The 26,697-nt window shown below is 49.5% G+C and carries 22 protein-coding genes; 6 read left to right on the top strand and 16 right to left on the bottom strand.

All coding sequences use genetic code 11. From position 1 onward, the window contains the following. Nucleotides 1-228: 228 nt before the first annotated feature. Nucleotides 229-639 (top strand): hypothetical protein, encoded by a 411-nt coding sequence (locus PMIT1303_RS05055; protein ID WP_231901338.1) that lies wholly within the window; start codon nucleotides 229-231, stop codon nucleotides 637-639. A 769-nt stretch (nucleotides 640-1,408) separates the two neighbouring features. On the opposite strand, the gene PMIT1303_RS13050 is transcribed toward PMIT1303_RS05055, so the two are convergent. Next, complete coding sequence (locus PMIT1303_RS13050; RefSeq protein WP_156486904.1) at nucleotides 1,409-1,771, bottom strand: hypothetical protein; 363 nt, start codon at nucleotides 1,769-1,771, stop codon at nucleotides 1,409-1,411. Between the two features lie 650 nt (nucleotides 1,772-2,421). Here PMIT1303_RS13050 and PMIT1303_RS05040 point away from each other — a divergent pair. Further along, the gene (locus tag PMIT1303_RS05040) at nucleotides 2,422-3,645 is read left to right on the top strand and encodes a glycosyltransferase family 2 protein (protein WP_063397784.1); all 1,224 of its coding nucleotides are present in this window, start codon (nucleotides 2,422-2,424) and stop codon (nucleotides 3,643-3,645) included. Between the two features lie 301 nt (nucleotides 3,646-3,946). Here PMIT1303_RS05040 and PMIT1303_RS05035 read toward each other — a convergent pair whose 3' ends face one another. After that, nucleotides 3,947-5,176: a sodium:proton antiporter gene (locus PMIT1303_RS05035; RefSeq protein WP_231901337.1), complete on the bottom strand. Its 1,230-nt coding sequence runs from the start codon at nucleotides 5,174-5,176 to the stop codon at nucleotides 3,947-3,949. 654 nt (nucleotides 5,177-5,830) lie between these two features. Between PMIT1303_RS05035 and PMIT1303_RS05030 the strand changes: the two genes are divergently transcribed. Next, on the top strand, nucleotides 5,831-10,567 hold the full coding sequence (locus PMIT1303_RS05030; RefSeq protein ID WP_063397783.1) for a 2-oxoacid:acceptor oxidoreductase family protein: 4,737 nt from the start codon (nucleotides 5,831-5,833) through the stop codon (nucleotides 10,565-10,567). Between the two features lie 390 nt (nucleotides 10,568-10,957). Here PMIT1303_RS05030 and gltS read toward each other — a convergent pair whose 3' ends face one another. Next, nucleotides 10,958-12,202 carry a sodium/glutamate symporter gene (gltS, locus tag PMIT1303_RS05025; RefSeq protein ID WP_063397782.1) on the bottom strand — a complete coding sequence of 415 codons (1,245 nt, stop codon included), beginning with the start codon at nucleotides 12,200-12,202 and terminating at the stop codon, nucleotides 10,958-10,960. A gap of 601 nt (nucleotides 12,203-12,803) precedes the next feature. Here gltS and purS point away from each other — a divergent pair. From purS to PMIT1303_RS05010, 3 genes are read left to right on the top strand one after another with little or no spacing between them, the layout of a single operon-like run. Then, nucleotides 12,804-13,073 (top strand): phosphoribosylformylglycinamidine synthase subunit PurS, encoded by a 270-nt coding sequence (purS, locus tag PMIT1303_RS05020; protein ID WP_063397813.1) that lies wholly within the window; start codon nucleotides 12,804-12,806, stop codon nucleotides 13,071-13,073. 7 nt (nucleotides 13,074-13,080) lie between these two features. Continuing rightward, on the top strand, nucleotides 13,081-13,734 hold the full coding sequence (gene purQ, locus PMIT1303_RS05015; protein WP_011826357.1) for a phosphoribosylformylglycinamidine synthase subunit PurQ: 654 nt from the start codon (nucleotides 13,081-13,083) through the stop codon (nucleotides 13,732-13,734). Nucleotides 13,735-13,761: 27 nt separating this feature from the next. Next, the gene (locus PMIT1303_RS05010; protein ID WP_231901336.1) at nucleotides 13,762-14,718 is read left to right on the top strand and encodes an LD-carboxypeptidase; all 957 of its coding nucleotides are present in this window, start codon (nucleotides 13,762-13,764) and stop codon (nucleotides 14,716-14,718) included. Nucleotides 14,719-14,777: 59 nt separating this feature from the next. Here the strand turns inward: PMIT1303_RS05010 and fba are convergent, their stop codons facing one another. The 13 genes from fba to PMIT1303_RS04945 all read right to left on the bottom strand — a co-directional run bounded on the left by fba (nucleotide 14,778) and on the right by PMIT1303_RS04945 (nucleotide 26,655). Beyond that, on the bottom strand, nucleotides 14,778-15,851 hold the full coding sequence (gene fba, locus PMIT1303_RS05005) for a class II fructose-bisphosphate aldolase (RefSeq protein ID WP_063395759.1): 1,074 nt from the start codon (nucleotides 15,849-15,851) through the stop codon (nucleotides 14,778-14,780). A 120-nt stretch (nucleotides 15,852-15,971) separates the two neighbouring features. Next, on the bottom strand, nucleotides 15,972-17,081 hold the full coding sequence (locus PMIT1303_RS05000; RefSeq protein WP_063397780.1) for a Gfo/Idh/MocA family protein: 1,110 nt from the start codon (nucleotides 17,079-17,081) through the stop codon (nucleotides 15,972-15,974). 9 nt (nucleotides 17,082-17,090) lie between these two features. Next, nucleotides 17,091-17,459, bottom strand: coding sequence for a hypothetical protein (locus PMIT1303_RS04995; protein ID WP_063397812.1), 369 nt, complete (start codon nucleotides 17,457-17,459; stop codon nucleotides 17,091-17,093). Between the two features lie 44 nt (nucleotides 17,460-17,503). Further along, entirely contained in the window at nucleotides 17,504-18,385 is an 882-nt protein-coding gene (accD, locus tag PMIT1303_RS04990) for an acetyl-CoA carboxylase, carboxyltransferase subunit beta (protein WP_063397779.1), read from the bottom strand. Nucleotides 18,386-18,572: 187 nt separating this feature from the next. Next, nucleotides 18,573-19,385 carry an A24 family peptidase gene (locus PMIT1303_RS04985; protein ID WP_063397778.1) on the bottom strand — a complete coding sequence of 271 codons (813 nt, stop codon included), beginning with the start codon at nucleotides 19,383-19,385 and terminating at the stop codon, nucleotides 18,573-18,575. A 385-nt stretch (nucleotides 19,386-19,770) separates the two neighbouring features. Continuing rightward, on the bottom strand, nucleotides 19,771-20,673 hold the full coding sequence (locus PMIT1303_RS04980; RefSeq protein WP_063395755.1) for a phosphoribulokinase: 903 nt from the start codon (nucleotides 20,671-20,673) through the stop codon (nucleotides 19,771-19,773). 97 nt (nucleotides 20,674-20,770) lie between these two features. Further along, nucleotides 20,771-21,844, bottom strand: a complete 1,074-nt coding sequence (gene leuB / locus PMIT1303_RS04975) for a 3-isopropylmalate dehydrogenase (RefSeq protein WP_063397777.1) — start codon at nucleotides 21,842-21,844, stop codon at nucleotides 20,771-20,773. Nucleotides 21,845-21,881: 37 nt separating this feature from the next. Further along, nucleotides 21,882-22,925: a UDP-3-O-(3-hydroxymyristoyl)glucosamine N-acyltransferase gene (gene lpxD, locus PMIT1303_RS04970; protein ID WP_063397776.1), complete on the bottom strand. Its 1,044-nt coding sequence runs from the start codon at nucleotides 22,923-22,925 to the stop codon at nucleotides 21,882-21,884. A gap of 56 nt (nucleotides 22,926-22,981) precedes the next feature. Continuing rightward, nucleotides 22,982-24,067, bottom strand: coding sequence for a glutamate 5-kinase (proB, locus tag PMIT1303_RS04965; protein WP_063397775.1), 1,086 nt, complete (start codon nucleotides 24,065-24,067; stop codon nucleotides 22,982-22,984). Continuing rightward, nucleotides 24,064-24,573 (bottom strand): YqeG family HAD IIIA-type phosphatase, encoded by a 510-nt coding sequence (locus PMIT1303_RS04960; protein ID WP_063395751.1) that lies wholly within the window; start codon nucleotides 24,571-24,573, stop codon nucleotides 24,064-24,066. The genes proB and PMIT1303_RS04960 overlap by 4 nt, the downstream gene beginning before the upstream one ends. A gap of 5 nt (nucleotides 24,574-24,578) precedes the next feature. Beyond that, a complete protein-coding gene (locus PMIT1303_RS04955) occupies nucleotides 24,579-25,115 on the bottom strand; it encodes a DUF3727 domain-containing protein (protein WP_011826367.1) in 537 nt (178 codons plus the stop codon). Nucleotides 25,116-25,135: 20 nt separating this feature from the next. Next, nucleotides 25,136-25,621, bottom strand: a complete 486-nt coding sequence (ruvX, locus tag PMIT1303_RS04950) for a Holliday junction resolvase RuvX (protein ID WP_063397774.1) — start codon at nucleotides 25,619-25,621, stop codon at nucleotides 25,136-25,138. After that, a complete protein-coding gene (locus PMIT1303_RS04945; protein ID WP_231901334.1) occupies nucleotides 25,618-26,655 on the bottom strand; it encodes a hypothetical protein in 1,038 nt (345 codons plus the stop codon). The genes ruvX and PMIT1303_RS04945 overlap by 4 nt, the downstream gene beginning before the upstream one ends. Nucleotides 26,656-26,697 lie beyond the last annotated feature (42 nt).

Here is a 26,697-nt window from a genome sequence, read left to right as displayed (position 1 = left end):
CTTTGACCTCGCCCCGCTCGTCGGGGCTTTTTTGTGGTCTGAGCTTGTCTAGCGCCTCTCAACTGTTTGCAGCTTTATTGCAAAGCTTTTTCGCGATCATCAAGTCATCTTGTTTCTACTTCTCAGTACGGGACTTGTGGATGCCAGGATTGCTTGACTTGGTTTTCCACCAAGTCACTGCGAGTGTCATCAGAACCTGCTATCTCCAGGGGGTGTTCCAACGAAGCCATGAGTCGTCAACTCGCCGCAGGTCTAACCGTCATATTCCTGCTAGCACTACTGGCCACTAACCCCTCATTGAGCGGTATCCCCATCTATGGAGATACGTCTCTGCTTGAGTTCTGGGTGAAGAACATCGCTTTGGCGATGCCCCCAGCATTCACCCTTGGCATGTGCACAGTTCTTCTCTACAAAGGCTTCCGCTACCCCAGAGGAACAGTTTTTACCATCCTTGGTCTGCTTCAACTTGTATTTGTTGGATGGCTTATTTGGCTAACGTTTCAAGCAGGTGTTGTCTGGGTGTCTTTACCAATCCTTCTTTTGGCTGCCTTTATGGGGCCAAAGTCAGCTAGAGCAACTTGGAAATGGCTCGGCGTTGATCGCTATTACAGAATCAAAGCGGAACCAGATGCCGATTGATTGAGCTTCTTTTTTATCTTGTATGTTGGCAAGCCTCCCCAATTATCACTGGGACCATGCCCAGAGCTGGCCGCCCTCACCTATCCCAGTAAGCGAGGTTGGTTTCTCCTCCTGCAAACCAGCTGATTCGAGATACAGCAATGAGTATTACTTACGAGAGCGCAAGGCTATTGAGCGCGGTTTGATTTGAATTGAGCAAGGTATGCAGGCCTCCAGACCGACAGCTGGGGGCTCTTTTTTGACTAACCACTACAGCCGGTAGCTAACAGACCCCTTGGTGGGCTATGAATGGTAATGACTAAGGTCTTGTCAAAATGCTGTTTGGCTTTACTAAAAAGCAGCTCTTGGGCTGGTGGCTTTTAACAACTGGAGCCAAGGTCACCTTAGGAATTTGGCTATTTGGTCGAATGGGCTGGGATTTGCCCTGGTGAAAAACCATAGATAGGCCTACCAAGGCTTTTCAGATCTGTTGATTCAACAAGATAGTCCTGAGCTGTATGAATTTAGATTTGTGTGTCAACTTTCTGCATAGTGAATTAATTTCCAGAATCTTTTTTTTCATTCACATCGACTGAATAAACAAGAATGACGTCATTAGTTTGTCGCTTAAAACAAAGTGCTGTTTCCGCTTTTCATCAAGCATTTCCCCTTAGTTACTTCTCAGTTTTGATAAGATCAACAAGGAAGATGCGATGCTGAATTTCCTTTCTTGTTTTAGGTAAATACTTCCATTTGAAATAATGATAAGGGGTGGCTTAGGCATCATGCCTTAGCTATTTACCTCAACAATGTCATAGTATTCTCTCTCATCCTCATCGCAACAGCTGAGATCAGCATAATATCTTTCCAAGACAGTATGTGCCTCGTCATAGCTGGAAAAATACCTACCAGCGATCTCATCTGATTGGCCGTCACTTCGTATTATTTGAAAAGTGTTGGCCAGCTTGTTGTTGTTACCCATCTCGGCCACAAGTGCTCGACATTCAGCATCAACTCCCTTTTTTGTTGCCCACTCTGCAATTGCGCTTTTTTTCTCGTGAAGTTGCAACAATTGCATTGCGATGCCACGTAGGGTGTCAACATCCTGACACTCCTGGATTGTTCTACGCAATTTCTCGGTCTGAAACTGCATCACAGTGCTTGGCTCAATGGGCTTCTCGACTGACAATGCGGGACATCCTGCGCAAAGGAACCTCAGCCATTGTGGCACCTACTTGTACTTGCATGCATAGAAACATCGGCATATAGGCAAGCTCGTAAAAAATCGGCTTTGATTATTACCAACAAAGAATTTACGAGCAAATACACCTAATATTAGAAAATTGCATTTTGCTTTTGCAAATAAAAGCTATCAGCAAACATGGATTAGTAAGTCTTATTAAGGCAATCTCAGTTCCTCGCCTTAACTTCGTTATGCAGTCTTTCAAAGGGAAGGCCTGCAGTATTTGAGTTGGTATTCAACTGCGCATTGACTTCTGTAAAAGCTGATGTGGCAACAGTTGTTACAAAGCCAATCGCAATGCTGAGTGTGATGATCTTTTCGATCTCTAATTCGAATTTATTTATTGTCATGAGTTTGACCAAATGATGATCATTACTTCATTGATACAATGATTATCCATGACTTTTATCAGTTAGTTAGTGACTGTGCTCATGGCGACCTGTGATTTTGATTACAGAGTTAACTGGTCATTCCAGCTTTCACCGCAAATGCCTATGGAACTGATTTCCGCGATTACTCCTTGAGATGATTTGATAGAAGGACTTTTTAGGGAAACAATTTTGTTGATCCTTACTTGGATCTTGATTGTCTTTGCTGCAGGAGCAGCACTCGGCTTATTACTGCTGCTGTTCAGTCTTGTACGTGTGTTCCAAAATGCTCCAACCTTAAATTCCAAGCAGTTTCAGCCTGGGCAGCCACCTACTAGCAAGGGGGAAACCCTCAAGAGAACGGAGCTCACAGTGGTTGTTCCTGCTTATAACGAGGCCACCAACATCAAAGTGTGCCTGAGCAGCATTTTGGCCAGTGATCCACCCTGCAATAACTGGAGAGTGTTGTTGGTTGATGACGGGAGTACTGATGAAACCGTTCAAGTTGCAAGCGCTGTTGCCTCAGTCTTAAAGCTCGAGGAAGGTCGCTTTACAATTTTGAACGCCGGACCAAGACCCTTGGCGCAGCGTTGGGTAGGCAAGAACTGGGCCTGCTCACGTGCAATGGAGCTTGTAAGTAGCACCTGGGTGCTGTTTGTAGATGCAGATGTGGAGCTTCACCCAGAAACCCTCAAGCGTGCACTGAATCAGGCAATTGAGGAAGAAGCAGATCTGCTGAGCCTGGTACCACGTATTAACTGCAGCTGCTCTGCTGAATGGATGGTGCAACCGATCATGGCCTGTCTTTTGGCTGTAGGTTTTCCGATTAAAGCCGCCAATGATCCAGCTGAATCAACAGCATTTGCCGCTGGACCATTTATGTTATTTCGCCGATCAACATATGAGGAGATTGGTGGTCATCGTGCACTGGCTGAGGTGGTGATAGAGGATCTGGCTCTAGCTCGTAGAGTGAAAAGCGGGGGCTTTCGACTGCGTTATCTGCTTGGGTTAGATGCATTGCAATTGCGGATGTACGACAATTTTCCTGAGCTTTGGGAAGGCTGGAGCAAGAATTGGTTTCTAGGCCTAGATAGCAGTATCGTCAAAGCAATCGGAGCATCAGCACTAGTGTTCTGGATGTTCACAGGCCCCTGGCTAGTATTGTTTCTGATCATAGTTAGCCTGCTCTGGATCCCTTTTTATGGGGCACTATTAATTGCCTTTACTTTTTCGTTAATTGGTGTATTGCTTCAGTTCATTCTACGTCTTTGGACACGTCAAAAATTCGAGGTGCCCCTAACGAATTGGTGGTTGATGAGTGCAGGTGGCATCCTTATTGGCTTACTTGGGCCAACTTCAGTTTGGAGAACACTGACTGGACGCGATTGGACCTGGAAAGGCCGTTCCTTGGCTTGAAGAGTGTTGGCTATCCATGAATCAAACTAGTCGCATCAATTATTAATTAATACTAGAATTAAATTCATTCATCTTCCAGCAGAACACTCAATAGGCTCATATTTCTATCATTCATTATCTTTGACAATTCCAAGCACTAACGATATAGATAGATAGACATGTCATTCAACCATCTCCAGCCCTAATCCTGAGCATCATTACTGTAGATACTTTCATTTCAATAGATCGTTCATTTGACTAGCTTGTCCTTTTGGGCTTTCGTCTTTTTTGTTTAGTCTTTATAAACTCAATCTTCTTTACTTCAGCCTGAATGGCTTCTTTCCCAACGGCCGTAGAACATCGAAAACCGGTTAGCTGTAATGCCATGGGCAATCACACTCAAAACAATGGTGACCGTTGTGGTGGTAAGGATCGCTTGTGCGCTTGGAAGCGCCGCGTCTACCACCATCACAACAAACACAATGCTGGCTAAACCTCTTGGCCCAAACCAACCAACGAAGAGTTTCGTCCAGTGATCAAGTCCAAGGCCGCTGGTTACTAAGGCAACGGGAAGAACGCGCACTAGTGTCAGACTTAAAGCCCCATAGACCACACTTGCGACTGTGATGTGGCTCCAGGCATCGGGCACCATGGCACTGCCAAATAAAACCCAGGTCAGTAGGGCCAACATGTCCCCCATTGCCAGGGAAGCCACCATCTCACCGTCCTTGAGTTCTTTGCGACTGCAGATCCCATAAAAAAGACCAGCGATGAAACAGGAAATGAATCCGCTCCCATGAAGGGTTTGGGCGAGGGTGTAGGCACTCAGGGCCAGGGCCACTGTGATCAAAGGCCTCCAATCCTCAGCAATCCATTTGCGTTGTTCTGCCTGATCCCTTAACCAACTACCCAATAATCCAACAAAGGCTCCTATCACGAGGCCGAGACCTATTTCACTGACAAGCAGCTGGGCGAAGCTCTGCAATGCATCCTTCGGTCCATTGATCTGGTCAAGATGACCAGTTGATATACCAAGAAAGCACAACAACATAGGAACACAAATTCCGTCATTGAGGCCACTTTCAACATTGAGGTCTTCGCGGATAGCTTCTGGTACGTCGAGGTTGGTGGTCACCGCTTCGCCAAGTGCCGCATCTGTTGGAGCGAGCACCACAGCAAGTAGGGCTGCTTCAATCAGGCTTAGTTCAGGCAATATCAATCGGGCCACCACGAAACCCATCAGAATGCTGAGTGGCAGTCCGAGCAGCAGCAGGCGCATTGGCAGGCGGGCACTGTTGCGTAACACTGTCCAGTCCAATGCTGCTGCATCGGTAAACAACACGAGACCCAATGTGATCTCTGCCAGACGCCTTAGCAGTGCTGAATCCAATGAGATGTTGAGCCAGCCCAGGTTGGCAGGGCCAAGAACTAAGCCCAGCGCAACAAAGACCAGTGGTCCAGAGACTGCTGTCCTGGACAATCGTCTTGAAAGCAGGCAATAGGCGAAGATCACTAAACTGATCACTGCCAGGTCAAGGTCGCTGTGCAGCACGGCTAGTGGTGAGTTTGTGTCCCCTTGATGCTGCCCATAATTCGGATGTAGATCTCAAAATCCACCATCCATGTTCAGATCTTGTTGATGGAAGTTCTGTGAAACCGATTCATGCCCCTTGAGCGGTTTGCCACGATGCTTTGCCAATGATCTTCAAAAGAGGTGGCCTGTTTCAACCAATGATTCAATAGGCCTTGATGAGGGCGCTATTGCGAAGGCAAGGAACGACAAGAATGTTGATAGCTATGGGTCTTGTTGAGCTACAAGCAAGCACAGGACTTTGTGCTTGCACAGGCAAGACAGGCCTATTCCGTAGTCATACCAGGTAGTCTCGAGGTTTGTGTACTTGAAAACAACAGAGTCGCTAGCTGAGAACCTCTAAAAACAGATTGAGGCAACATCCCCTGTGCAGCCAGGAACAACAGTTCACTATCTTTAGGGGTTGATAGCAGAGACCACAGCTCTTGAAAAAATCAAGGAAAGCCTCAAGACTGGCATTCGCCAGACTGGTGAGGCTTAAGCTTTTTTAGAATCGACTCGTTGAGGCCTGGGCTTAGGTGTTGTTTCGCTCTCTTTGATCAAGTGCTGCAATCTGTTCACAGATTTCAGTAGATTTTACGCACACAGCAGACGTTCCTTCGTTGATTTCTACGTATGGCAGATCAAACCGTAGAACAGGAAATGATTCCAGCAGTACTGGGGGGGGAAAACCCCAAGTATCCAGGAGTTCCGGTGACATGTAATGGCAATCATCTTGTCACCAAGTGGGTAGAAACGCGCATTACTGAAGGAGGTGTCTATTACCCAATCACACCCTCAACAGAGGGTGGCGAAATATATCAACAGTCTTTTGCAGAAGGCGCTCTTGATGTATGGGGCAACCAAAAGTTATCTGTGGAAGCAGAAGGAGAACATGCAGCGCAAGGCGGTGCTACTGCGGTAGCGATGACTGGTAAGCGCACAGTTAACTTCACCTCTGGGCAGGGAATTGTATATGCAATGGAGCAGTATTACCATGCCCCGGGAAAGCTCTCGACAATGGTTTTAGAGGTTGGAGCTCGAGCCCTGACCAAGCATGCTCTTAATGTTCACTGTGGTCATGATGATTTCAATGCGGCACTAGATACTGGATGGACGATGTTAATTGCCCGTGATGCCCAGCAAGCTGCAGATCAGGCAATTATTCTGCGTAAATGTAATGAATTAGCCTTAAATCCAGGAATGAATATTCAGGATGGGATGTTGACTACCCATTCTGAACGTACTTATCGAGCACCAGAAGCAGATCTCCTACGTGAATATCTAGGTGCACCAGATGACCAGATAGATTGCCCCACTCAAGCTCAAAGAGAACTGTTCGGAGTTCGGCGTCGCCGAGTTCCCGAAATGTTGGATTTAAAGAATCCGGTGCTTTTAGGTCCGGTTCAAAATCAAGAACACCATATGAATGGTGTCATAGCACGTCGTGATAATTTCAATGAACCAATCCTTGAATTCCTTGAGAAATGCTATCTTGAATTTAGTCAATTAACAGGCCGCAACTACGGTCTTATTCAAGAATATAAAACCGAGGAAGCGGATACAGTCTTTATTTCTCTTGGTTGTGCGGCTGAAAACATTGAAGCGGCATGCGATTACCTAAGTAAGCACCGCAATGCCAAGGTTGGATCTATTCATATAAATGTTTTACGTCCCTTCCCTGAAGCGGCATTAATTAATGCTTTGCGTGGGAAAAAGAATGTCATTATTTTAGAACGAACAGATGAAGGCTTGGCTGGTGATAATCCATTAGGTCGAGACATCCGCACTGCTCTAAGTAAAGGACAAGAGTCTACTCAGTATGGAGGCATGATGCCTGCGATAACACTTGAGCAAACACCAAGAATTTTTCGCGGAAGTTATGGGCTTGGCTCTAGAGATTTTCGTCCGGAACATATCATCGGAGCTTTTGAATATGCCACTGGGGAGATTGCCCGGAAAGACGGCAAAAGTGCAGCTGATGGCGAAGCTTATTTCACACTAGGTATTGATCACCCCTATAGCGTGGTTTCTAAAGACACACCATCGCTATTGCCGAATGGAGCTATTGCTGTTCGATTCCATTCGATTGGAGGCTGGGGAATGATCACCACGGGTAAAAACCTTGGTGAAATTATCGGTAAGTTTGGGCAAATGGTTTCCGAACGTGATCCAACCTATGATCAACATGGCCAATTGGAAGAAAAGCTCTTCATTATGGCCAACCCCAAGTATGGCTCTGAAAAGAAAGGAGCCCCTACTAATTATTTCCTAACAGTTGCGGCTGAAAAGATACAAGTGAATTGTGAGCTCAATCATGTTGATGTTGTGCTCTGTTGTGACCCCAAAGCATTCACACATACTAATCCGCTGGCGGGTTTAAATAAAGGCGGTTGCCTTGTATGGGAATCAAGTGAGCCCGCGTCTGAAGCTTGGGAGCGAATTCCCTCAAAGTATCGAAAATTCATCAAGGACAACGGCATTCGTGTATTTATTCTGCCTGGATTCGATATCGCTCGAGAAGCAACAACTCGAACTGATCTGCAATTAAGGATGCAAGGCAATTCCTTCCTTGGTGCATTCTTCAAAGTTTCAACCTTTCTGCAAGATCACGAAATTAGTGAGGCAGCGTATAAGGAGGTTGTTCGCAACCAATATCAAAAGAAGTTCGGACGCTTTGGTGACGCGGTAGTTGAATCAAACATGAAAGTTATGGCTGGTGGCTTTGAACGGGTTGAGGAAATTGCTTATGGAAAAAATAAGGATGTAGACACTTCAAGCATGCGTAATCCCATGCTTGCACCAAAGGATTCTGCTCTCATTGAGATTCCAGCAACTGCAGGTTGTGCTGCTAGTGGTTGTTCGTCTTGTTCGATGCCTGATGGACAAGCCAATAGGTCACCATTCCAAACACTGCAGAAATTTGATTCAGAATTCCGAAACGACTTGGGCTATCACCAACCATCAGGTGCTTTTGCAAGCTTATCTGTTATGGGACCTGCCAGTGGCGCTACACAAAGTAAATATGTAGCCAGGCGCGAAACCCCAATTTACATCGCAGAGAATTGTACTCAATGCATGGAATGTATCGCTGCATGCCCTGATACTGCCTTGCCTAATACAGCACAAGATGTAAGTACAATTCTTGTCACTGCCATACGCAATTATGTCATTGATGAGAATGCATCGAAGCAACTTTTGAAGGAGGTACCTGGATTAGATCAACGTTGCCACGAAAAAATGAATGACAATGTTGCATCCAAAACCAAACAGCCATTTAAAACTATTCTAAGTAATGAGTTGAATGAGCTTACATCAATCGATCAAGCTTCCCGTAAGCAGCTAATTGATATTGTTGACAAGTTACCACTTGCTTATAACAACACCCCTAGTATTTACAAAAGTCTTGAGAAGAAGAATCCTGGTAGTGGGGGTATCTTTTCTATTTTTGTTAGCGACCTCTGCAAAGGATGTGGGGAGTGTGTTCAGGTTTGTGGCGAACATGATGCCCTGCGAATGAAGCAGGATACGCCTGAACTTAATGCCGATCTTACAACTGCCCAAGTGTTTAGCCGCTTATTACCAGATACCAGTCAAAAGTTTCTTGGGCAATATCAGTCTGAATCACCAGAATCTTCTCTTGAATCAGCCCTGCGGAAGCACTTGATGGTACGGAGTAATTACGAGTCTCTTGTCTCTGGAGATGGTGCTTGTGCAGGCTGTGGCGAAAAAAGTGTGCTGAGGGCCGCTGCTTCTATCACAGAGGCATACATGCGACCGATTTATCACCAAAAAGCAGAGCGGTTACGCAATAAAGCACAACTATTAGAAAAATGTGGTGTCACAAGGTTGGCAACTCTAAAGACTCAAGATGATGATGAATATAGTTGGTTTAAGCGTTCTGTAGCCCATGCAGTGATGGGTCTTGGTGGTGAAAACGAAGATGATACAACTCTTCGGCTCAATAGATTTGGTGAGATCACTGATCAAGAAATCATCACAGCACTGGTAACAGTCCTCAATCAGGATGCCTTTAATCACTGTGATCTACAGGCAGTTGATGGACGTATGGCAAATGGAATGTGCACCATGTATATGGGTGCTCATACTGGCTGCAATACGGTTTACGGCTCTACGCCTCCCTCCAATCCTCATCCATACCCCTGGATGAATTCCTTATTTCAGGATGGCGCAACCATTAGTTGGCTGATAGGAGAATCTGCTGTCCTCAATCATGCACGTCGATCTGTGACTCCGGAACGACTTGCTACAGCACTTCTCGATCGTGACATCAATGTTTGTAGTGAGCGTGAATACTTCGAACTAACTCATCTTGATGACTCACTCATGACTGATCAGGAAATACGTGAGTTACCTAAGGTTTGGGCGATTGGTGGAGATGGAGCTATGGGCGATATAGGTTTCCAAAACGTTTCAAAGGTCGTCTTGCAAAACCGTCCAAATGTGAAATTACTGATGCTTGATACCCAGGTCTATTCCAACACCGGAGGTCAAAACTCTGACAGCTCTAACATGTTGGGTGGATATGACATGAACCAATTTGGTGTTGCTTCGCAAGGTAAGCTCGTAGAGAAGAAAAGTGTTGCAGAAGCATTTACATCTGGCCATGGTTCGCCATTTATTGCCCAGGTTTCGATGGCAAATTCAGGAAAAATGTATAAGGCCATGCTTGATGGACTTGAATATCGTGGTACAGCCTTTTTCCAATGCTATACATCTTGTCAACCAGAGCATGGTATTGGTGACGACATGAGTGCCTATCAGGCTCGTATGATTCGCGATAGTCGTGGGATGCCTGAGTTTATCTATAATCCTCGCGCTGGCGAGACCATCCAGGAAACTTTTGAGCTCAAGGGTAACCCTTCAATCAATCGAGACTGGAGGTCAGCTAAATATCAATCAGATGGAAAGCCATATAATCTCACTGTTGCTCACTGGGCTCTTACCGAAGCACGTTTTCGCAGACACCTCAAAGAGATTCCCGAAGCACAAGTCGACGAGTTTATACATATCGATAATATGCTTACTCTAATTAGGCAGCAAGATGTTATTTATAGAAATGTTTTCAATGAGAATCATCATGCCTATGTGCCTGATTGGGGTGTCTATTTCAAGGCTGAAATCAATGGCAAGTTTAAGTATTATGCGGTTAGTCGTCAGATGGTTCTCTTCCATGTAGAGCGCCGTAAATCATGGCGGATGATGCAAAGCCGTGCTGGACTGCACAACGAAGACTATGCAGCACAGAAGATCATATTGCAAAAGCTGGATTCTGGTGAGTTCACTCGAGATGACTTGATTAGTCGAGGCAGAGAGTTGATGAATGAACAAATCAAACAAGCCATCCACTAGCCAAACTCACTTCATCCAATTCTTATCTATATTATTGACGCAATAGAGCCCCAGAGAGTATTTCTAGCCCATTGTTTTATTAGGGACTTGTCTCATGCTTAGCAAAATAATCTATATCCTCTTGTAAGTTAAGATTTCATCAGAGAGTCTTACTTGCCATCAGCCAGACAACTAACAACCAGGGTCAGCACAGTCCATTCAGCTCTTCTTTACTTTAGCTGCATAGTATTGCTCGGATAACTATAATTTTTGTGTTATATTTTTCCTGTACCTGCATCTATTGATTCGCTATTCAGGATTTGCATAAGCAGTCTATCTTTGGCGGATCACTGATGAAGATATTGGCAATTTTATTTACCGGGTGAATTCTTCATTTTATGATTTAATAAATCATAAAAACCTAATTGAGGCTGGAATAATAAGACCTGAATTTATAATCTCAATAAATGTTGCGATCAGTGGCACGACTATAAATGCTTTTTTGGTTGGCCCATACTTCCTTGATATTGCCGTCATATTTGCGAGCCCAGCAGCCGATGACCCTATCGACATGCCCGCAAATCCTGCGCAAATCACAGCTGCATCGTAGTTGCGACCCATAAGCGGAAAAACAAGATATAGATTGACTACGATAGAGAGGATAGTTTGGAAAACCAATATCAACAGCAAGGCCGGAGGGAGATCCAAGAGATCCCAAAACTGCAGACTCATGATTGACATTGCCAGAAATGTGCCAAGGGAAAGCTCTGCCAGAAGTAATAATGCAGCCGTTTGCTTAGGCCAAATTAGAAAATCATTTGAAATCATACGATCCGGCAAAATGCTGCTCAAAATGATTCCAACGATCATAGAAACAACAAAAAGTGGCAGTTGAACATCTAACTTAAAAAGAAATCCCTGGCATATTTTCCCGAGAATAATACAGATATTGACAGCAAGCACTGACGAAAGAATACTGTTGTAATCCAATTTTGATGGCAATTGATTATTCAATGCCGTCTTGTTTGTATTTTCTTCTCCATTCCTGTTTTCATTATATATTTCTTTTTTATGATCTAAATTCAGATGATTTTTTCGAATCAAGTAATTGGCGATTGGCCCACCTATTAGGCTGGCAAATAGCAACCCAAATGTAGATGCTGCAACGCCAATTTCCAAAGCATTCTTGATGCCAAATTGTTTTGCAAAGGTTGGCGCCCATGCGATGGTCACACCATGGCCACCTGCAAGCGAAACTGAACCCAAAAGTGGTCCAAGGCCTTCTTGGAGTCCAAATAGATTAACTGTCCATTCACCGAAAATGTTCTGAATCGTAATGAAAGCAATAACCAGACCGAGTAATATTCCCAGGGCTTTCCCACCCCTTCTCATGTTGATTAAATTTGAACTTATACCAACCGTAGTAAAGAAATAAATAAGCAAGAAGTCTCTTGCACCAAGATCAAATACAACCTCTATATCCGTTGTCAATTTCACGAGTGTGATTGCTAGTGCTGCAATCAGTCCGCCTGTAACAGAATCAGGAATCGATGAATTCTGCAGCGCTTGAATATTGCCATTGATGCGCTTGCCAATAAACAGTACAAGTATGCCAATTGAGATTGATATCAGCGATCTAATTTCAAGTGTATCCATTGCCTATTGAATTAATGTTTAATTATAATTTCTGTAAGACTAGTTACTTCTAGTGCACAGGTGCGTTAAAAGTAACTATTTATTTCACAGGTCATTCTAGATCTTTGGGCTTCGGTAGATCGCCTGCTTTCTCAGCTTTAATCCAGTGGGACGTCCCCATGTCATCAGACCTTCCCTAACCGCAGAGTTTTCCCATTGATCAAAAAATGGCTGAATAGCTGTCAAGTGACTTTACTGTTTATGAGCATATCTGTATCTTTCCACTGCCACCTTGGCTAAAGCAGATGTGTTGGTTGTTGACGTAGAGCCAGCATCATCGACTTCTCTGCCCCACGTCCATCGAAACCATTGCCTGGAATCCTCTAGCAATTTCACTACCCTATGACCACTGCACTTATCAGTTCTGCTTGCATGCTTCATCAATAGCATTAACAAGACCAGTCTTGTAATGACAATCAGCATTGTTTTGATCGTTGAATCAAGCATCACCATTCACCACGCAAGCAGTGCGGGCCTAGGGGCCTAGGTCTTAAACGCGCTTTCATCCTTTAAAGCGGGTGCCTTGAGCTGCGAAGATTTAACAATCCACTTCCTACAGACCGTGCCGCGATTTCATGCCCGCGTTCTTGTCAGTCTGCGTCCTTCAGTACTTGACCCGGCTGGGGAGGCTGCTCGATCTGCTGCCAATCGCCTTGGGGTGGAAGGCATCAGCAAACTGCGGATCGGAAAGGTTGTTGATCTTGAGTTCGAGGCTGATAATGAAGCGGAAGCACGCAAGCAGCTGGAACTGCTCAGTGATCGCCTGTTTGCCAATCCCGTGATTGAAGATTGGAGCCTTGAGCTTCAGCCGGTTCCTACAACCACCGCTTAATTCAGCCATGAGTATTGGTGTTGTTGTCTTCCCTGGCTCAAATTGTGATCGCGATGTGCGCTGGGCAGCGCAAGGATGCTTGAACATCCCAACGCGCTTTCTCTGGCATGAGACCCGTGATTTAAATGGTCTTGATGCTGTTGTGCTTCCAGGCGGGTTTAGTTATGGCGACTACCTCCGTTGTGGTGCAATTGCCCGCTTTGCGCCGGTGCTTGAATCGCTGGTGGAATTTGTTGCACGTGGCGGCAGAGTGCTCGGCATCTGCAATGGCTTTCAGGTTCTGACTGAACTAGGTCTGCTCCCTGGAGCTCTAACCCGCAATCGAAGCCTTCATTTCATCTGTGAGGATGCTTTGCTCACTGTGGAAAGCAATCGCACGCCTTGGCTAATGGGTCATCAACGCAAGGATGCTCTCACTCTGCCCATTGCCCATGGTGAGGGTCGATATCAGTGCAGTGACGAAACCCTTTGCCAGCTACAAGACGATGACGCTATCGCCTTGCGCTATGTCAATAATCCCAATGGTTCAGTGGCTGATATCGCTGGTATTACAAACAAGACTGGCAATGTGCTTGGCTTGATGCCCCATCCTGAACGGGCTTGTGATCCTGTGATTGGTGGTGTGGATGGCAGAGGATTGTTGCAGTCACTGCTTGGCTGATTCACGATGCGACGGCGTTCGCTGCTGATGGGGGTTCCGGCTGCCTTAGCAGCAAGCTTGGCTTGGCCAAAGCTGGGGCAAACGTATACCCCAGCCTTTAATGCATCGACACCGTTAGCGGCGCCAACACCACTGCGTGATGGTTCACGAATTCGGGCGGTCAATACTGGTACGTGGATCGATCCTCAAACAGACTTTTCTCTTTTAGTTGAGCGTTGCAAGGCGCAGGGGTGGCTCCTTGAATTACCTCCATCGTTGCATCGCCAATGGCAGTGGTTTTCTGGCACAGATGCCCAGCGCCGCACTGAACTAGAGGACGCGTGGAGGGATCCTCATGTTGATGGAATTGTCTACATCGGCTCTGGTTGGGGTGGCGCAAGGGTTTTGGAGGACGGATTCCATTTTCCACGACGCTCCCTTTGGAGCCTCGGCTTCTCAGACTCCAGTTCTCTGTTATTGGCCCAGTGGGCTGTGGGATCTCGCGGCGCCATCCATGGGTCGATGACTGGGTCTGACGAACAATGGCAACGAACGGTTGATCTGTTGTCTTGTCAATCTGTAGCTCCGATATCAGGCATTGGGGTGATTCCAGGCATTGCTGTAGGCCCTTTAGTGGTAACCAATCTCACCGTGGCTACACATTTAATCGGAACACCCTGGTTCCCTGATTTGCGGGGTGCCGTGTTAGTGCTCGAGGATGTAGGGGAAGCACCCTATAGGGTTGATCGCATGCTCACACAATGGCGCAGTGCAGGGCTGCTACGAGATGTTGCGGCTGTAGCTACAGGCCGTTTCAGCTGGAAAGGGGAGATTGTCCCTGGAGACTTCTCAATGGTCGGCATCCTTGAGGAGCGTCTTTCTTCTCTTGGCGTGCCATTGGTCAGTGATCTTCCTGTTGGTCATGGCCAACCGAATCTTGCCTTGCCTCTTGGAGCAATCGCGCGCCTCGACGGACGCAATGGATCTCTAATGTTGTTGTCCTAAGCCATAGTCATTAAAAAGGGAGGCCTCACAGCCCCCCTAAACAATTCATTTGGCCTTAATCATGCAGCAACAGCGGTTTTTGGATCAAGCTGCCCTTTCTCATAAAGGGCTGAGTAATAGTTGATATCACGTTGCTTAATTTTACTGGCATTGCCGGCACACCAAAACTGCTGATAGCGATCAAGACAGACCTGCTTCATATATTTACGCGCAGGTTTGTTGAAGTGGCGTGGATCGAAGTTGGCAGGATCAGCGACAGAGGCTTCACGCACAGCAGCGGTGAAAGCCAGGCGATTGTCGGTGTCGATATTGACCTTACGCACGCCATTGCGAATCCCTTCTTGGATCTCTTCGACAGGAACGCCATAGGTCTCAGGGATTGCACCTCCGTATTTATTGATCATTTGCAGCCATTCCTGGGGAACGGAAGAGGAACCGTGCATCACTAAATGAGTGTTAGGGATGGCCTTATGGATTTCTGCAATTCGACTGATCGCTAATACTTCACCAGTGGGTTTGCGCGTGAATTTGTAGGCGCCGTGGCTGGTCCCAATCGCGATTGCTAAAGCGTCAACTTTGGTTTTAGCGACGAAGTCGGAGGCCTCAGCTGGGTCAGTGAGCAGTTGACTGTGGTCGAGCTTGCCTTCAAATCCGTGGCCGTCTTCGGCTTCACCCATACCTGTTTCCAAGGAGCCCAGGCAGCCCAGTTCACCCTCCACGCTTACGCCAATGGCATGGGCCACGCCTACGACTTCTTTTGTGACAGCAACGTTGTACTCGTAGCTGGCAGGTGTCTTGGCGTCTGCCTCAAGAGAACCATCCATCATCACAGAGGTGAACCCGTTGGCGGCAGCACCAAAGCACGTTGAGGGGCTATTCCCGTGGTCTTGATGCATCACAACCGGGATGTCTGGATAGGTCTCAACGGCGGCGATGATCAGATGTCTTAAAAAGATTTCACCTGCGTAGCTTCGAGCACCGCGGGAGGCCTGCAGGATCACTGGGCTGTCAGTCTCGTCAGCCGCTTCCATGATGGACTGCACCTGCTCGAGGTTGTTCACGTTGAAAGCAGGGATGCCATAGCCGTTTTCTGCGGCATGGTCAAGCAGAAGCCTTAGCGGAACGAGGGCCATAGAAATCTCCGTAGTGTCAGTAGGGGCCAGTTCTCAAGCAAAGAGTCCTGGACCTGCGGCTCCGGACTTTATAAGACGATGGTCAGAACTGTCACCTATCTCTATCAGGCTTATTTATTTTCAGAGTGTCGATTGGATTTCAAGTCGCTGTCCTGATCTAGCTGAATCCCTTATTTTGTCGCATACCTTTTGGCTGGCCCATCCTTCCGCAAGGCCTGGCAGCATTGGCTGGCCACTGCGCATGCTCTCGGCCCACCAGCCTTGAAGCCTCGCCACAGGGGCGATGCGACCATCAGTCCATGTGGTGGGGAATGCTAGATCCAAATCAGCGCTAATGCTGCGTAGTGGCTCACCGGCAGCTGCTGCCCAGAGGCCAAAGCCATGCACATAGTCTTTCTGGTTGTCACTGCCAAGCAAGAGGCTGCCGTTGCTGCCGTAGATCTCCAGCCAGCACCCTCTTCCCTGGAGGGCAATTGCCGTGAGGCTCACCTGGGCAGGAATTTCAGGCCTCTCATTTCCACCCAGCTTTAACTGAGCCAGGGTGACGTCTTCACTGCTCACATCACACGGTTCGCCACTACTTGGATCAGGCCTTGTTTGAATCGAGGTGGATAGCAGAGCACTCACCTGGCGAGTTGGCCCACACAACCAATGCAGCATGTCGATGGCATGAGTGCCTAGCGCCCCAATCACGCCGCCACCTGCCTCGGATTGGGAATACCAGTTCCATGGTCTTGAAGCATTGGCGCGACTACTCATTAACCAGTCAAGTTTCACCAGCCATGGCGTTCCCACGATGCCTTGATCAAGCAAACGCTTGGCTTGCATAAACAACGGCACAGCACGGTATTCAAAGTCCACGGCCACGCTCAATCTTTTCTTGATGGCCAGTCGTTGCAGTTCAGCGACTTGATCGGCATGCAACGCCACGGGTTTCTCCAGAAGCAAATGTTTTCCAGCTTTCAGTGCTTCTAGCGCCAATTCAAAACGCGGGCCTGGTGGTGTTGCCAGAATCACGGCCTCGATCTTTGGATCAATCAATAGGGCTGACCAGTCGCTATAGCCGATAAGTTCATGTTGGTTACAGGCTTTTTCTAATCGCTCTGTGCGTGGATGCCAAAGGGCAACAGGTTGTAGGTCTGGATTGGCTTTTAGTGCCGGAAGATGAACGCTTTCACCGAAGCCAAGGCCGGCAATCGCAACACCAATTGGAGGGCGGATTGGATTCATGATTGATATTTACGTCACCTCTGCAGTGCAAACCTCATCGATGACTGCATCGATGAGCCCATCGCCATCAGAGGGTTTCCATTCTGCGCGGAAACGATGCAAACCATTCACCGAGGTATCCCTGAAGAGCTTTTGATCGCAGTCCACATGCATCAAATAAAGGCTGCCATTTTGCTGCTTCTCGCCTTCTCTGAGCGCTGGAGTAAAGCGACTAAGCACGCTGAGATTGCCATCCTTGTCGTAGTGAAGGCTGCCTATATCCCACCATTGCTGTCCAGCTTCAGTGGCTGGGACTTCCTTCCATTCCACTGGGCCAGCGCTTGCGATTTCTGCTTCGAGAAAGCCAAAAGGAATCCAAAGGGTTAGCAGCAGGAGCATGACACCCTGACCAAGCCAGAGGCAGAATCGGAATAAAGATTTGCTCATTTACCCGCAGCCTTTTTCGCTTTGCAGCCATGAAGCATCAAGAGTGCGGCCAGCGTTTTACGAAGTTGCGTGCGAGGCACGATTGTGTCTACGAAGCCGTGCTCTTGCAGATATTCGGCAGTCTGAAAATTGTCGGGTAGTTTTTCCCGCAAGGTCTGCTCAATCACCCGGCGTCCAGCAAAGCCAATCAGAGCCTTCGGTTCCGCCAGAATTAGATCACCGAGCATGGCAAAACTGGCAGTCACACCGCCAGTAGTTGGATGAGTGAGCAGTGGCATGTAGAGCAGTTCAGCCTCTCGATGTCGCTCAAGAGCACCGGAAATCTTGGCCATTTGCATCAGGCTGAGCATGCCTTCTTGCATTCGAGCTCCGCCTGAAGCGCAGACAATCAAGAGGGGTAGACCTTGGGCTGTGGCCCGCTCCACCAGTCGGGTGATCTTTTCGCCAACGACTGATCCCATAGAACCGCCCATGAAGCGGAAATCCATCACCGCCATGGCCATCGGCATTCCTTCAACTTGGCAAAGACCTGTGACGACCCCGTCCTTCATGCCTGTTGAGGCCTGGCTTTCTCTCAGTCGATCGGCATAGGCACGGCGATCTTTAAATCCGAGTGGATCTGTAGGGCTGAGGTTGCGATCCAGTGATTTAAAACTTCCTTGGTCAGCGATCAGGACGATCCTTTCGTCGCTATCGATGCGGTGGTGATAGCCGCAGTTGGAACAAACACTTGCATTGGCATGAAGATCCTTGCGATAAACAACCTGACCGCATTCGGGGCATTTGACCCAAAGGCCATCGCTTTCTTCAGTTTCCTGGCTCACCTTGCCAACGAACTGACCCTTGCGACGATCAGCAAACCAGTCGAATAAACTCATCCTTTTAAATCAGTGTGAGGACGGGTGACTTCTCAACTGGCACAAGGCTTCTCGGACAGACATAAGGATGGATCAAGTGTCCATGCTTATGTCCAATACCGCAAATTAAGAAGTGGTGAATCATCCAAATCTAAAGCGCGCTTCACTCACTGACAGTTGGCATTTTTTTCTAGCAGCCTTTGGTCTATTAAAGACCCATTAGGTTCACCCAATTTTGCCACCACCAATCTGATCCGCAAAGCCATACACCCCAGACTCCAAAGGCAATGAAAGGCCCGAAGGGAAAAGGCTGGCGAGGTTGTAGCTGACCAGTAAGCCGACCGATGAGACCAACCATTGCGCCGCTGATGATGGCCAAGGTCATGGCCATAGCCACCCCATTCAGTCCTAACCATGCTCCAGCAAGGGCCGCCAATTTGGCATCGCCAAGCCCAAGGGCTGGCTGACCAATCAGCTTTTTGGCAAAGAAGCTAAGCCCTTCCATCGCAATGAAGGCTGCTGCTGCTGCTAGTAAATGGTCGAGCAGCAGGGCTGATCCCTTACTCCAGCCGATTGAAGCTGCCGCTGTCGCTGTGAAAGCCAGGCCTAACAAAAGACCAGCCCGACAGAGTGGTTCTGGCAACCACATGTGATCGAGGTCGATAAGGACCAGTGGCAACAGCACACTGACAAGCACCACTCCAGCAAAGAGATTGAACAAGGAAGAGAACTCGCCCATGCTGGTTGGAGCTGCCAAGGCAGCCGATACCCAAAGCCCGGCGCTGAGACTCTCCACAGCTGGATAACGCACTGGAATGGTGGTTCTGCAATCACGACAGCGACCGCCCAGTTGAATCCATGCGAGTACTGGGATGTTGTCGTGCCAACGCACACCACATCCGCAACGTGGGCAATGACTACCAGGCCAAATCAATGATTCCTTTCGGGGAAGCCGCCAGGCCATCACATTGCTGAAGCTGCCCATACAAGCTCCGATGATCGCTATATAAATCCAGAGCATTAGCTGCGCCTAGAGATGGCGATGTTTCTTGCGCGGGTTTGACGGGAGCGCATCGGGAGGGTGCGAAGGAGTTCTAGCTTGAGATACTTTTCTTTTGGGAGCAGAACCGGAAGATCAAAGACAACGCGTCCTTTCCCATTGTTTTCATTCAGAACAACACCACTGGGTTCCGTGCCAGTGATGGTGTTGGAGAGATAGTTGAAATAAATTTGTCGTGCTTTCTCAATCAGTTGGCCACTGTTGATCCGATCCCAGCGTGCTGCCTCGGTTGATCGGGAAGCAGCTGTTGAAATTACAAATGAGAGGTTAGAAATAGAAATAGGATTAACTGATTACTCAGATAATCCCATCATAGTTGTTTCTTGAGGTAACGAAATTATTTTGCTTAGGAGAGGTTGTGTTTGTCTTCAATCAGGCGATGAATGATCGGGGTCAGAATTAATTCCATTGCAAAACCCATCTTGCCTCCGTTCACCACGATGCTTGTCGGACTCGACATAAACGAGTCATTAATCATGTTGAGCAGATCTCCGAAGTCGATGCCCCATTTTTCGCGAGCACCTTTGCGGAAGTGAATGATCACAAAGCTTTCATCCGGCGTAGGGATGTTCCTACAAATGAATGGGTTGGAGGTGTCCACAGTGGGCACTCTCTGGAAATTGATGTCTGTGCGGCTGAATTGTGGACAGATGTGGTTGATGTAATCAGGCATGCGGCGCAGAATCGTATCCACAATTGCCTCTGCGGAATAGCCACGCTCGGCATTGTCGCGGTGGATTTTTTGTATCCACTCAAGGTTGGTGATTGGTACCACCCCAACCAGTAGGTCAGCGCAGGCTGCTACGTCGTAGCCATCACCAACGACACCACCATGCAGACCTTCATAGAAGAGCACATCAGTGTTGGTTGGAATTTCCTCCCAAGGGGTGAACTGACCAGGGTCAAGTTTCGTACCTAGGCGGCTGTTATGTTCTGCTGCCTCTTCAGTGCTATGCAAGTAGTAACGCTTCTTGCCACCCCCTGTTTGACCGTAGGTGCGGAAGAGCTCTTCGAGCTTGTCGAATAAGTTCGCTTCTGGGCCGAAGTGGGAGAAGTTTTCACCCTTGGCCAAGGCGTCAGCCATGGCTTCCTTCATGGCCATCCGCTCGAAGCGGTGGTAGCTATCGCCCTCTACAACGGCGGGCGTGATTTTCTCTCGGGAAAAAATGTGCTCGAAGGCCCGCTTTACGGTGCTGGTTCCGGCTCCAGAGGACCCTGTAACGGCGACAACCGGGTGACGCTTCGACATCGACGCAGGCAGGACAGGCCCAGAGATTTTGGCAGGTCATGGAGCAAACAGCTCAATTTGGCAACATCAGCATTTGCTTATCAGAGTTGTCGATCCTTTAAAGCGCTTGCAGCAATTGCTCACCCATCTCTGCGCAGCCCAGTTGGGTACAGCCCTCACTCATGAGGTCACCTGTCCGGAAACCAGCCGCAAGAACACGGTCCACTGATCGTTCAAGAGCCGTTGCGGCATCGTTTTCCTTTAAGCCAATTCTCAGCATCATTGCTGCGGAAAGCACCATTGCCATTGGATTGGCCAGGTCTTGTCCTGCAATATCGGGTGCGGAGCCATGCACCGGTTCGAACAGTCCTGGTCCTTCGCTGCCGAGCGAAGCTGAGGGCAGCATGCCAATCGAGCCTGTCAGCATGGCTGCTTCGTCACTAAGGATGTCTCCGAACAGGTTACCGGTGAGCAGCACATCGAATTGCCTGGGGTTGCGCACCAATTGCATCGCGGCATTGTCCACATACATGTGGCTGAGCTCTACATCTACATAGTTGACAGCCAAAGCATCGACACGATCACGCCACAGTTGACTGACATCAAGCACATTTGCCTTATCTACCGAGCAAAGCTTTCCGCTGCGATCGCGGGCGAGGTCGAAAGCGACCTTGGCGATTCGGTCCACCTCTGTTCTGGAGTAGGTCATTGTGTTGAAAGCGCGCTCATCCCCATCGGCCTCAATCCGCCCTTTCGGTTGGCCGAAATAAATCCCGCCTGTGAGCTCCCGCACCACCATTAAATCAACGCCTTTGATCACCTTTGCTTTCAGGCTGCTGGCATCGATCAGGGCCGGCAGGATCGTCACCGGTCTGAGGTTCGCAAATAGTTTCAGTCCTGCACGAAGGGATAGAAGGCCTGTTTCCGGCCGTTGCTCTCTGGGCAGGGCATCAAAGCGAGGGCTACCAATTGCTGCAAGGAGCACAGCATCACTGGCTCGACATGCCTCCAGGGTGCTGGCTGGCAGCGGCGATCCGCTTGCGTCGATGGCAACACCACCTATGGGGTGTTGCTCGAAATTCAGCTTGAAACCGTGTAGTTCGCCTGCTGCATCAAGTAACAACTTTGCTACAGCAGTGATTTCAGGACCGATACCATCACCAGGCAGCAGAACGATGCGGTGCTGGCGCATGTGGAGGACTCCCAAATGGCTTGTGCCTCCTATGAGGTTACTGAGGTGTATCTCTTGTCAGCTTCCTCAACATTTTGGCCATCTCCGGTAATTTGCTGAAGGTTGCGGAACAGCGCAACCAGAGGCGATTTGGAATCGCGGGATAGCCGCTGACAACTTCCCCCGCTTCAACTTCGCCATGAATACCGCTCTTCGAGCTAGCGATGGCACGATCGCCGATTACAGCTCGATTAGCGACTCCAACCTGACCAGCGAGGATTACACCGTCACCCAGGCGAGCACCGCCGGCAATCCCCACCTGTGAGGCAAGGGCACATCCTTTGCCTGTAACCACCCCGTGGCCAATTTGCACAAGGTTGTCAATTTTGGTACCAGCGCCGATGCGAGTCTCACCAACCGATGGACGGTCGATGGTCGACCCGCAGCCCACTTCTACACCGTCTTCAAGAACCACCAAACCTGTTTGAGGCATCTTTCTCCATCCATTGGCGGTAGGTACGAAACCGAAACCCTCTGATCCCACAACGGCATTGGAGTGCACAACGCAGTTCAGACCTAGCCTGGAACCAGGCTGAAGAACAGCATTGGCGTGAAGTTCATTAGCTTCACCCACCACCACATCTTCGTAAATCACTACGCCTGGATGAACCACGCTATAGGCACCAATACGGCTGCCATCACCGATGACGACGTGCGCACCGATTGAGATCCCTTGGCCAAGATGCACTTGATCTCCGATCACAGCTGTGGGGTGAACGCCTGCCTTGGGCCGCGAGCGTGGATGCAATTGTTCCAAGGCTTCAGCGAATGCCAGGCGAGGATCTCGCAACACCGCAAAGGCCAGCCCTCTTTGTTCAGCAATGACACGTAGATCATCCTGAGGTGGAATCAATACGGCCCCAACCTTGCTGTGGCTTAGCTGTGTGGTTAGTGCATTGCCCTGTTCCAGAAAACTGAGCTGATTGGCCTTTGCTTGATCGAGAGATGCGCCGCTAAGCAGTTCAGGATCTTCAGCTAGCTGGTGGTCCTGCAGCCCAGCGCTTCCTTGTTGGAGGGAGGCGATCAACTGGCTGAAGCGCATGTCAAATCACTTTTCGGCGGATCGTAGGCGTGATGTGTTGTTGATGTTCACTCAAGTCACGCGTTGCGGAGAACCAACACGTCCCTATGCACCACAACCGGTGAACGATTCGTGCTCATTTGGGTCTCAATGGCCTCGCGCAGTTCTTTGCTGCTCAAGGAACACAAGCCTCGAGCGAGCTCGTTTCCTTCGGGATTCATGAGTCTTACCGGCTGGTTGGCTTCAAAGTTTCCTTCCACCTCTTTAACCCCCACCAAGAGGAGGGAGGCGCCACGATGTTGAAGGGCATCGCAGGCGCCTTCATCCAGCTGAAGGGTCCCTAAGGGCTTAAGGGCATGGGCCAGCCAGCTCTTGCGATTGCCGAGAGGTTGAGGGTGAGGATGAAACACCGTGCCGCTCCGTCTTCCTTGCAGCAACCCATCAAGTACTTGAGGATCGCGGCCATCAGCAAGAAGAACGGTGATGCCACTTGCGGTAGCGATGCGAGCTGCCGCAAGTTTTGTAGTCATACCCCCAGTGCCCCAGGGACCTCCCTCCCCGGCCGCGACTTCCAGGGCAGTCAGTTCATGGGGATGGTAAACATCTGAGATCGGTTCGGCAGAGGCATTAATGCGGGGGTCTGAGGAATAAAGGCGATCCACGTCGGTGAGCATGATGAGCTGATCAGCCCCCACTGCGGTTGCAACGAGAGCTGAAAGGGTGTCGTTGTCGCCGTAACGCAATTCTTCCGGAGAGAGGGCGTCGTTCTCATTCACCACCGGCAGCACGCCCCAGTCGAGCAGTTGCTTCAAGGTGCTTGAAGCATTGCGATAACGGTGCCTCGAGCCAAGATCTGAGCGGGTGAGCAATACCTGAGCCACGGTGTGGCCCCTTCGGCTCATGGCAGCCTCATAGAGAGCCATGAGTTGTCCTTGACCGATAGCCGCCGTCGCTTGGAGAGCCACCACATCGACCGGCCGTTGGCTTAGCCCTAGACGATTGCAACCCAGACCTACGGCGCCACTTGTTACGAGGACAACATGATCCCCCCGCTTGAGGCTTGCTGAAAGGCAGGCGCTGTAGCTCTCAATCACTTCGGCGGTGGATTGCTTCTCATTGCCTCTCAGCAGGCTGGTTCCCACCTTCACCACCCACAGACTCATGTCTGTGGGGCCCCTAGCCATGCGGCAAGTTTTTGTTCGAGACGCTGAACTCGGTTGTTGTTGCAGGGGTAGCCATCGGCGCGTAGTGGTCGAACTAGAACGGTATAGAGATCAAGACGGTTTCCGGCTAGCACGTCAGTGAAGATTCGATCTCCCACAATGGCGATCTCTGTAGGTTTGCACTGGAGCTGATTGAGTACCTTTCGCAGTCGGGCTCTGCGAGGTTTCGCTGCACTGCAGGTGAAGGTGAGATCTAGTTGCTCAGCTACCGAACCGATACGTTTTCGAGAGGGATTGTTGCTGAAGAGGTGAAGTAATAGATGGCGTTGGGCTTCCTTAACCCAGCTTGTAACGGATAGCGGTAGTTCAATCTCACGCCCGGGCAGCAAGGTGCGATCAACGTCAAGGATCAGGGCCTGCAGGCCCTGATCCAGCAAGTGCTGGATCGGCAGATGGGGGAGCGTCAGGCCGGGTTCCCAGTTTGGCTGAAGCCAGTGTTGGCTCATCAGATCTACAGCTCCCTATCTTCGAGCTCGACTTCAATACGTGGCTGGATTTGATCGAATTCCTCTCCTTCTACAAGCTTCGCTTGACCGTCGGTCATGCGAGCCACAACGAAAAAGGGATCCAGAGGGATATAAAGGCCATACTCCTGCTCTTGGACCATAAAACTAACGAGCAATTCGTATGTCTCTGAGTCGTCATCGGTTTCCTCATCTTCCAATTCCTCTGGATCGGGTTCGTCTAGTTCACCGTTCACAGTGAGTGTTACGGCTGAGCGAACAAGAGTGAGGTCGTGTTCTTGCAGCACGACATCGGCCACTGAAAGGATTGGTTCACTGCTGGCAATCGTTTCGATCAGTTCAGGATCGTTGCCTTCGATGAGGCGGAAGAGGGAGACGGGGGTGTCGACCGGTGTGAGTAGGGCGTAATCCTTGTCATCAAGGGGAATGAGTTGCTCGAGAAAACAGAGCAGATCCCGCCCTTCATCATCTCTTACTAGAACCGTTGGCACCTCGCCATTGATGTTTGGACCCGGGGCAGTCATTAGAGCTGAGGTTGATTTGCTCAGGATCCACTATCGCTGTTCGCCTGGCTCACTGGATGGGCCGCCACGTGGACCGGTTTCAGTTCGGGACCTTCTCGCAACCACTGCTCGAGCAGAAGTGCTGCCGCAGCGCTATCAAGCTGGCCACTGCGATCGCCTTGCAAGTTGTAGCGTTCAGCAGCAGCCCAACTACTGCTGTGTTCATTGACCAAAGCGAGAGGCAGCTTGAGAGCTCTCGCCAAGCGTTGTCCATAACGCTCATAGTGTCGTGCTTGATCAGTGGGCAGACCTTTGGCATCGAGCGGCAAACCCACGACCAGACCTTCCACTTTGCGACTAGTGCAGTGCCGCTGCAATGATTTTAGGTCTCGGTCGAAGCTTTTTCTCTGCAGAGGTGGTAGAGGACTCACCGTGATTCCCAGTGGATCGCAGCCTGCTAGGCCGATGCGTCTTTTCCCCAAATCCAGACTAAGAATGGATTTGGGGCTGGGTTTTGTTGCCGTCATTCACGTCGGCCCAGGCTTGGAGTAGGGAGGGGTGGTTGCTGTGGTTGCAGTCGCCCCAGCATCGATTGCAGTGGTCGAGCTCCAAGAAGCAACTTGCTGCTTACCTGGCGACGCCAAAGACTGCGACCAAGCAGCAACTCTTCTCCCGCACGCTTCCATCTCAGTTGTTCGAGAAGAGTATTGAGCGGCTCGTCTTCGCTGGTGGTGATCAGTCGGAATGTTTTGGACATGCTCGTAAGGTCAGCCAAAACTTTTGGCAGAGCTTGTGACAGTCGAGGGTCCCAGCCGACATCGCGAATGAGTTCAAGCACTGTTTCTGAGTTTGTTCCAGGATGGCTGACCAGACCTGCAATGGCCGTAATCGTTGCGCCGCCCTGGGTAAGCAGCACGCCACTGCCCGTTTGGTTTTGGTCAAGAAGGTCGATCCATTGTCGATCGACGATCTGGCGGAGATGGCCAGAGCCTCCGGCTTTTTCCAGTGGCCAAAGCAAGGAGGCTGTTCGACGGCTCAACTGTTGCCAGCTGAGCTCATCAGGCCAAGTTGGTATCGCCTGGGCCATCAGTGAGGGTGGTGTCCAACACTGGAATAGCTTGAGAGGTTGAAAGCCGAGCACTCGGGCTAGTGCCAGCTGATCGGTGTCATTGACGGGGCAGCGCAAGATCCAGCTTTGTGCCCGCTTACTGCCTTGCTGGATGGCATTTTTCAAAAGGTCACGGCTCACGCTTTGCTTGCTGCAGTGCCGCGGCGACGTTATTAACTCCGGTGAGGTCACTGACCAGCAGGTACCACGTCGGTTGTAGGGCCTAATCACAACGAGGCCGACCAGATTTTTCTGCTCAAGAGCAACTAGGCAACTTGGCTGCCTAGTTGGCAGCAAGCTTGGAAGTTGTTGTTCAGCTCTTGCCAGCCAACCGCGCCAAAGCATGGTCTCTAGCCAGTGCATCCGACCAGCGTGATCGCTGGCATTCAGCATGGGGAAGTGGCTCGCTCTGAGGGACATCACCTGAAGGGGGCTGCTGGATGCCTCGATCACGCCTCGACCAATGCCTTCAGTTGAATCTTATCCAGCTTGACC

The sequence above is a fragment of the Prochlorococcus sp. MIT 1303 genome (assembly GCF_001631965.1).
Classification (GTDB): Bacteria; Cyanobacteriota; Cyanobacteriia; order PCC-6307; family Cyanobiaceae; genus Prochlorococcus; species Prochlorococcus marinus_D.
The sequence above is the reverse complement of the archived record's forward strand: the minus strand, read 5'-3'. Positions and strand labels throughout refer to the sequence as shown.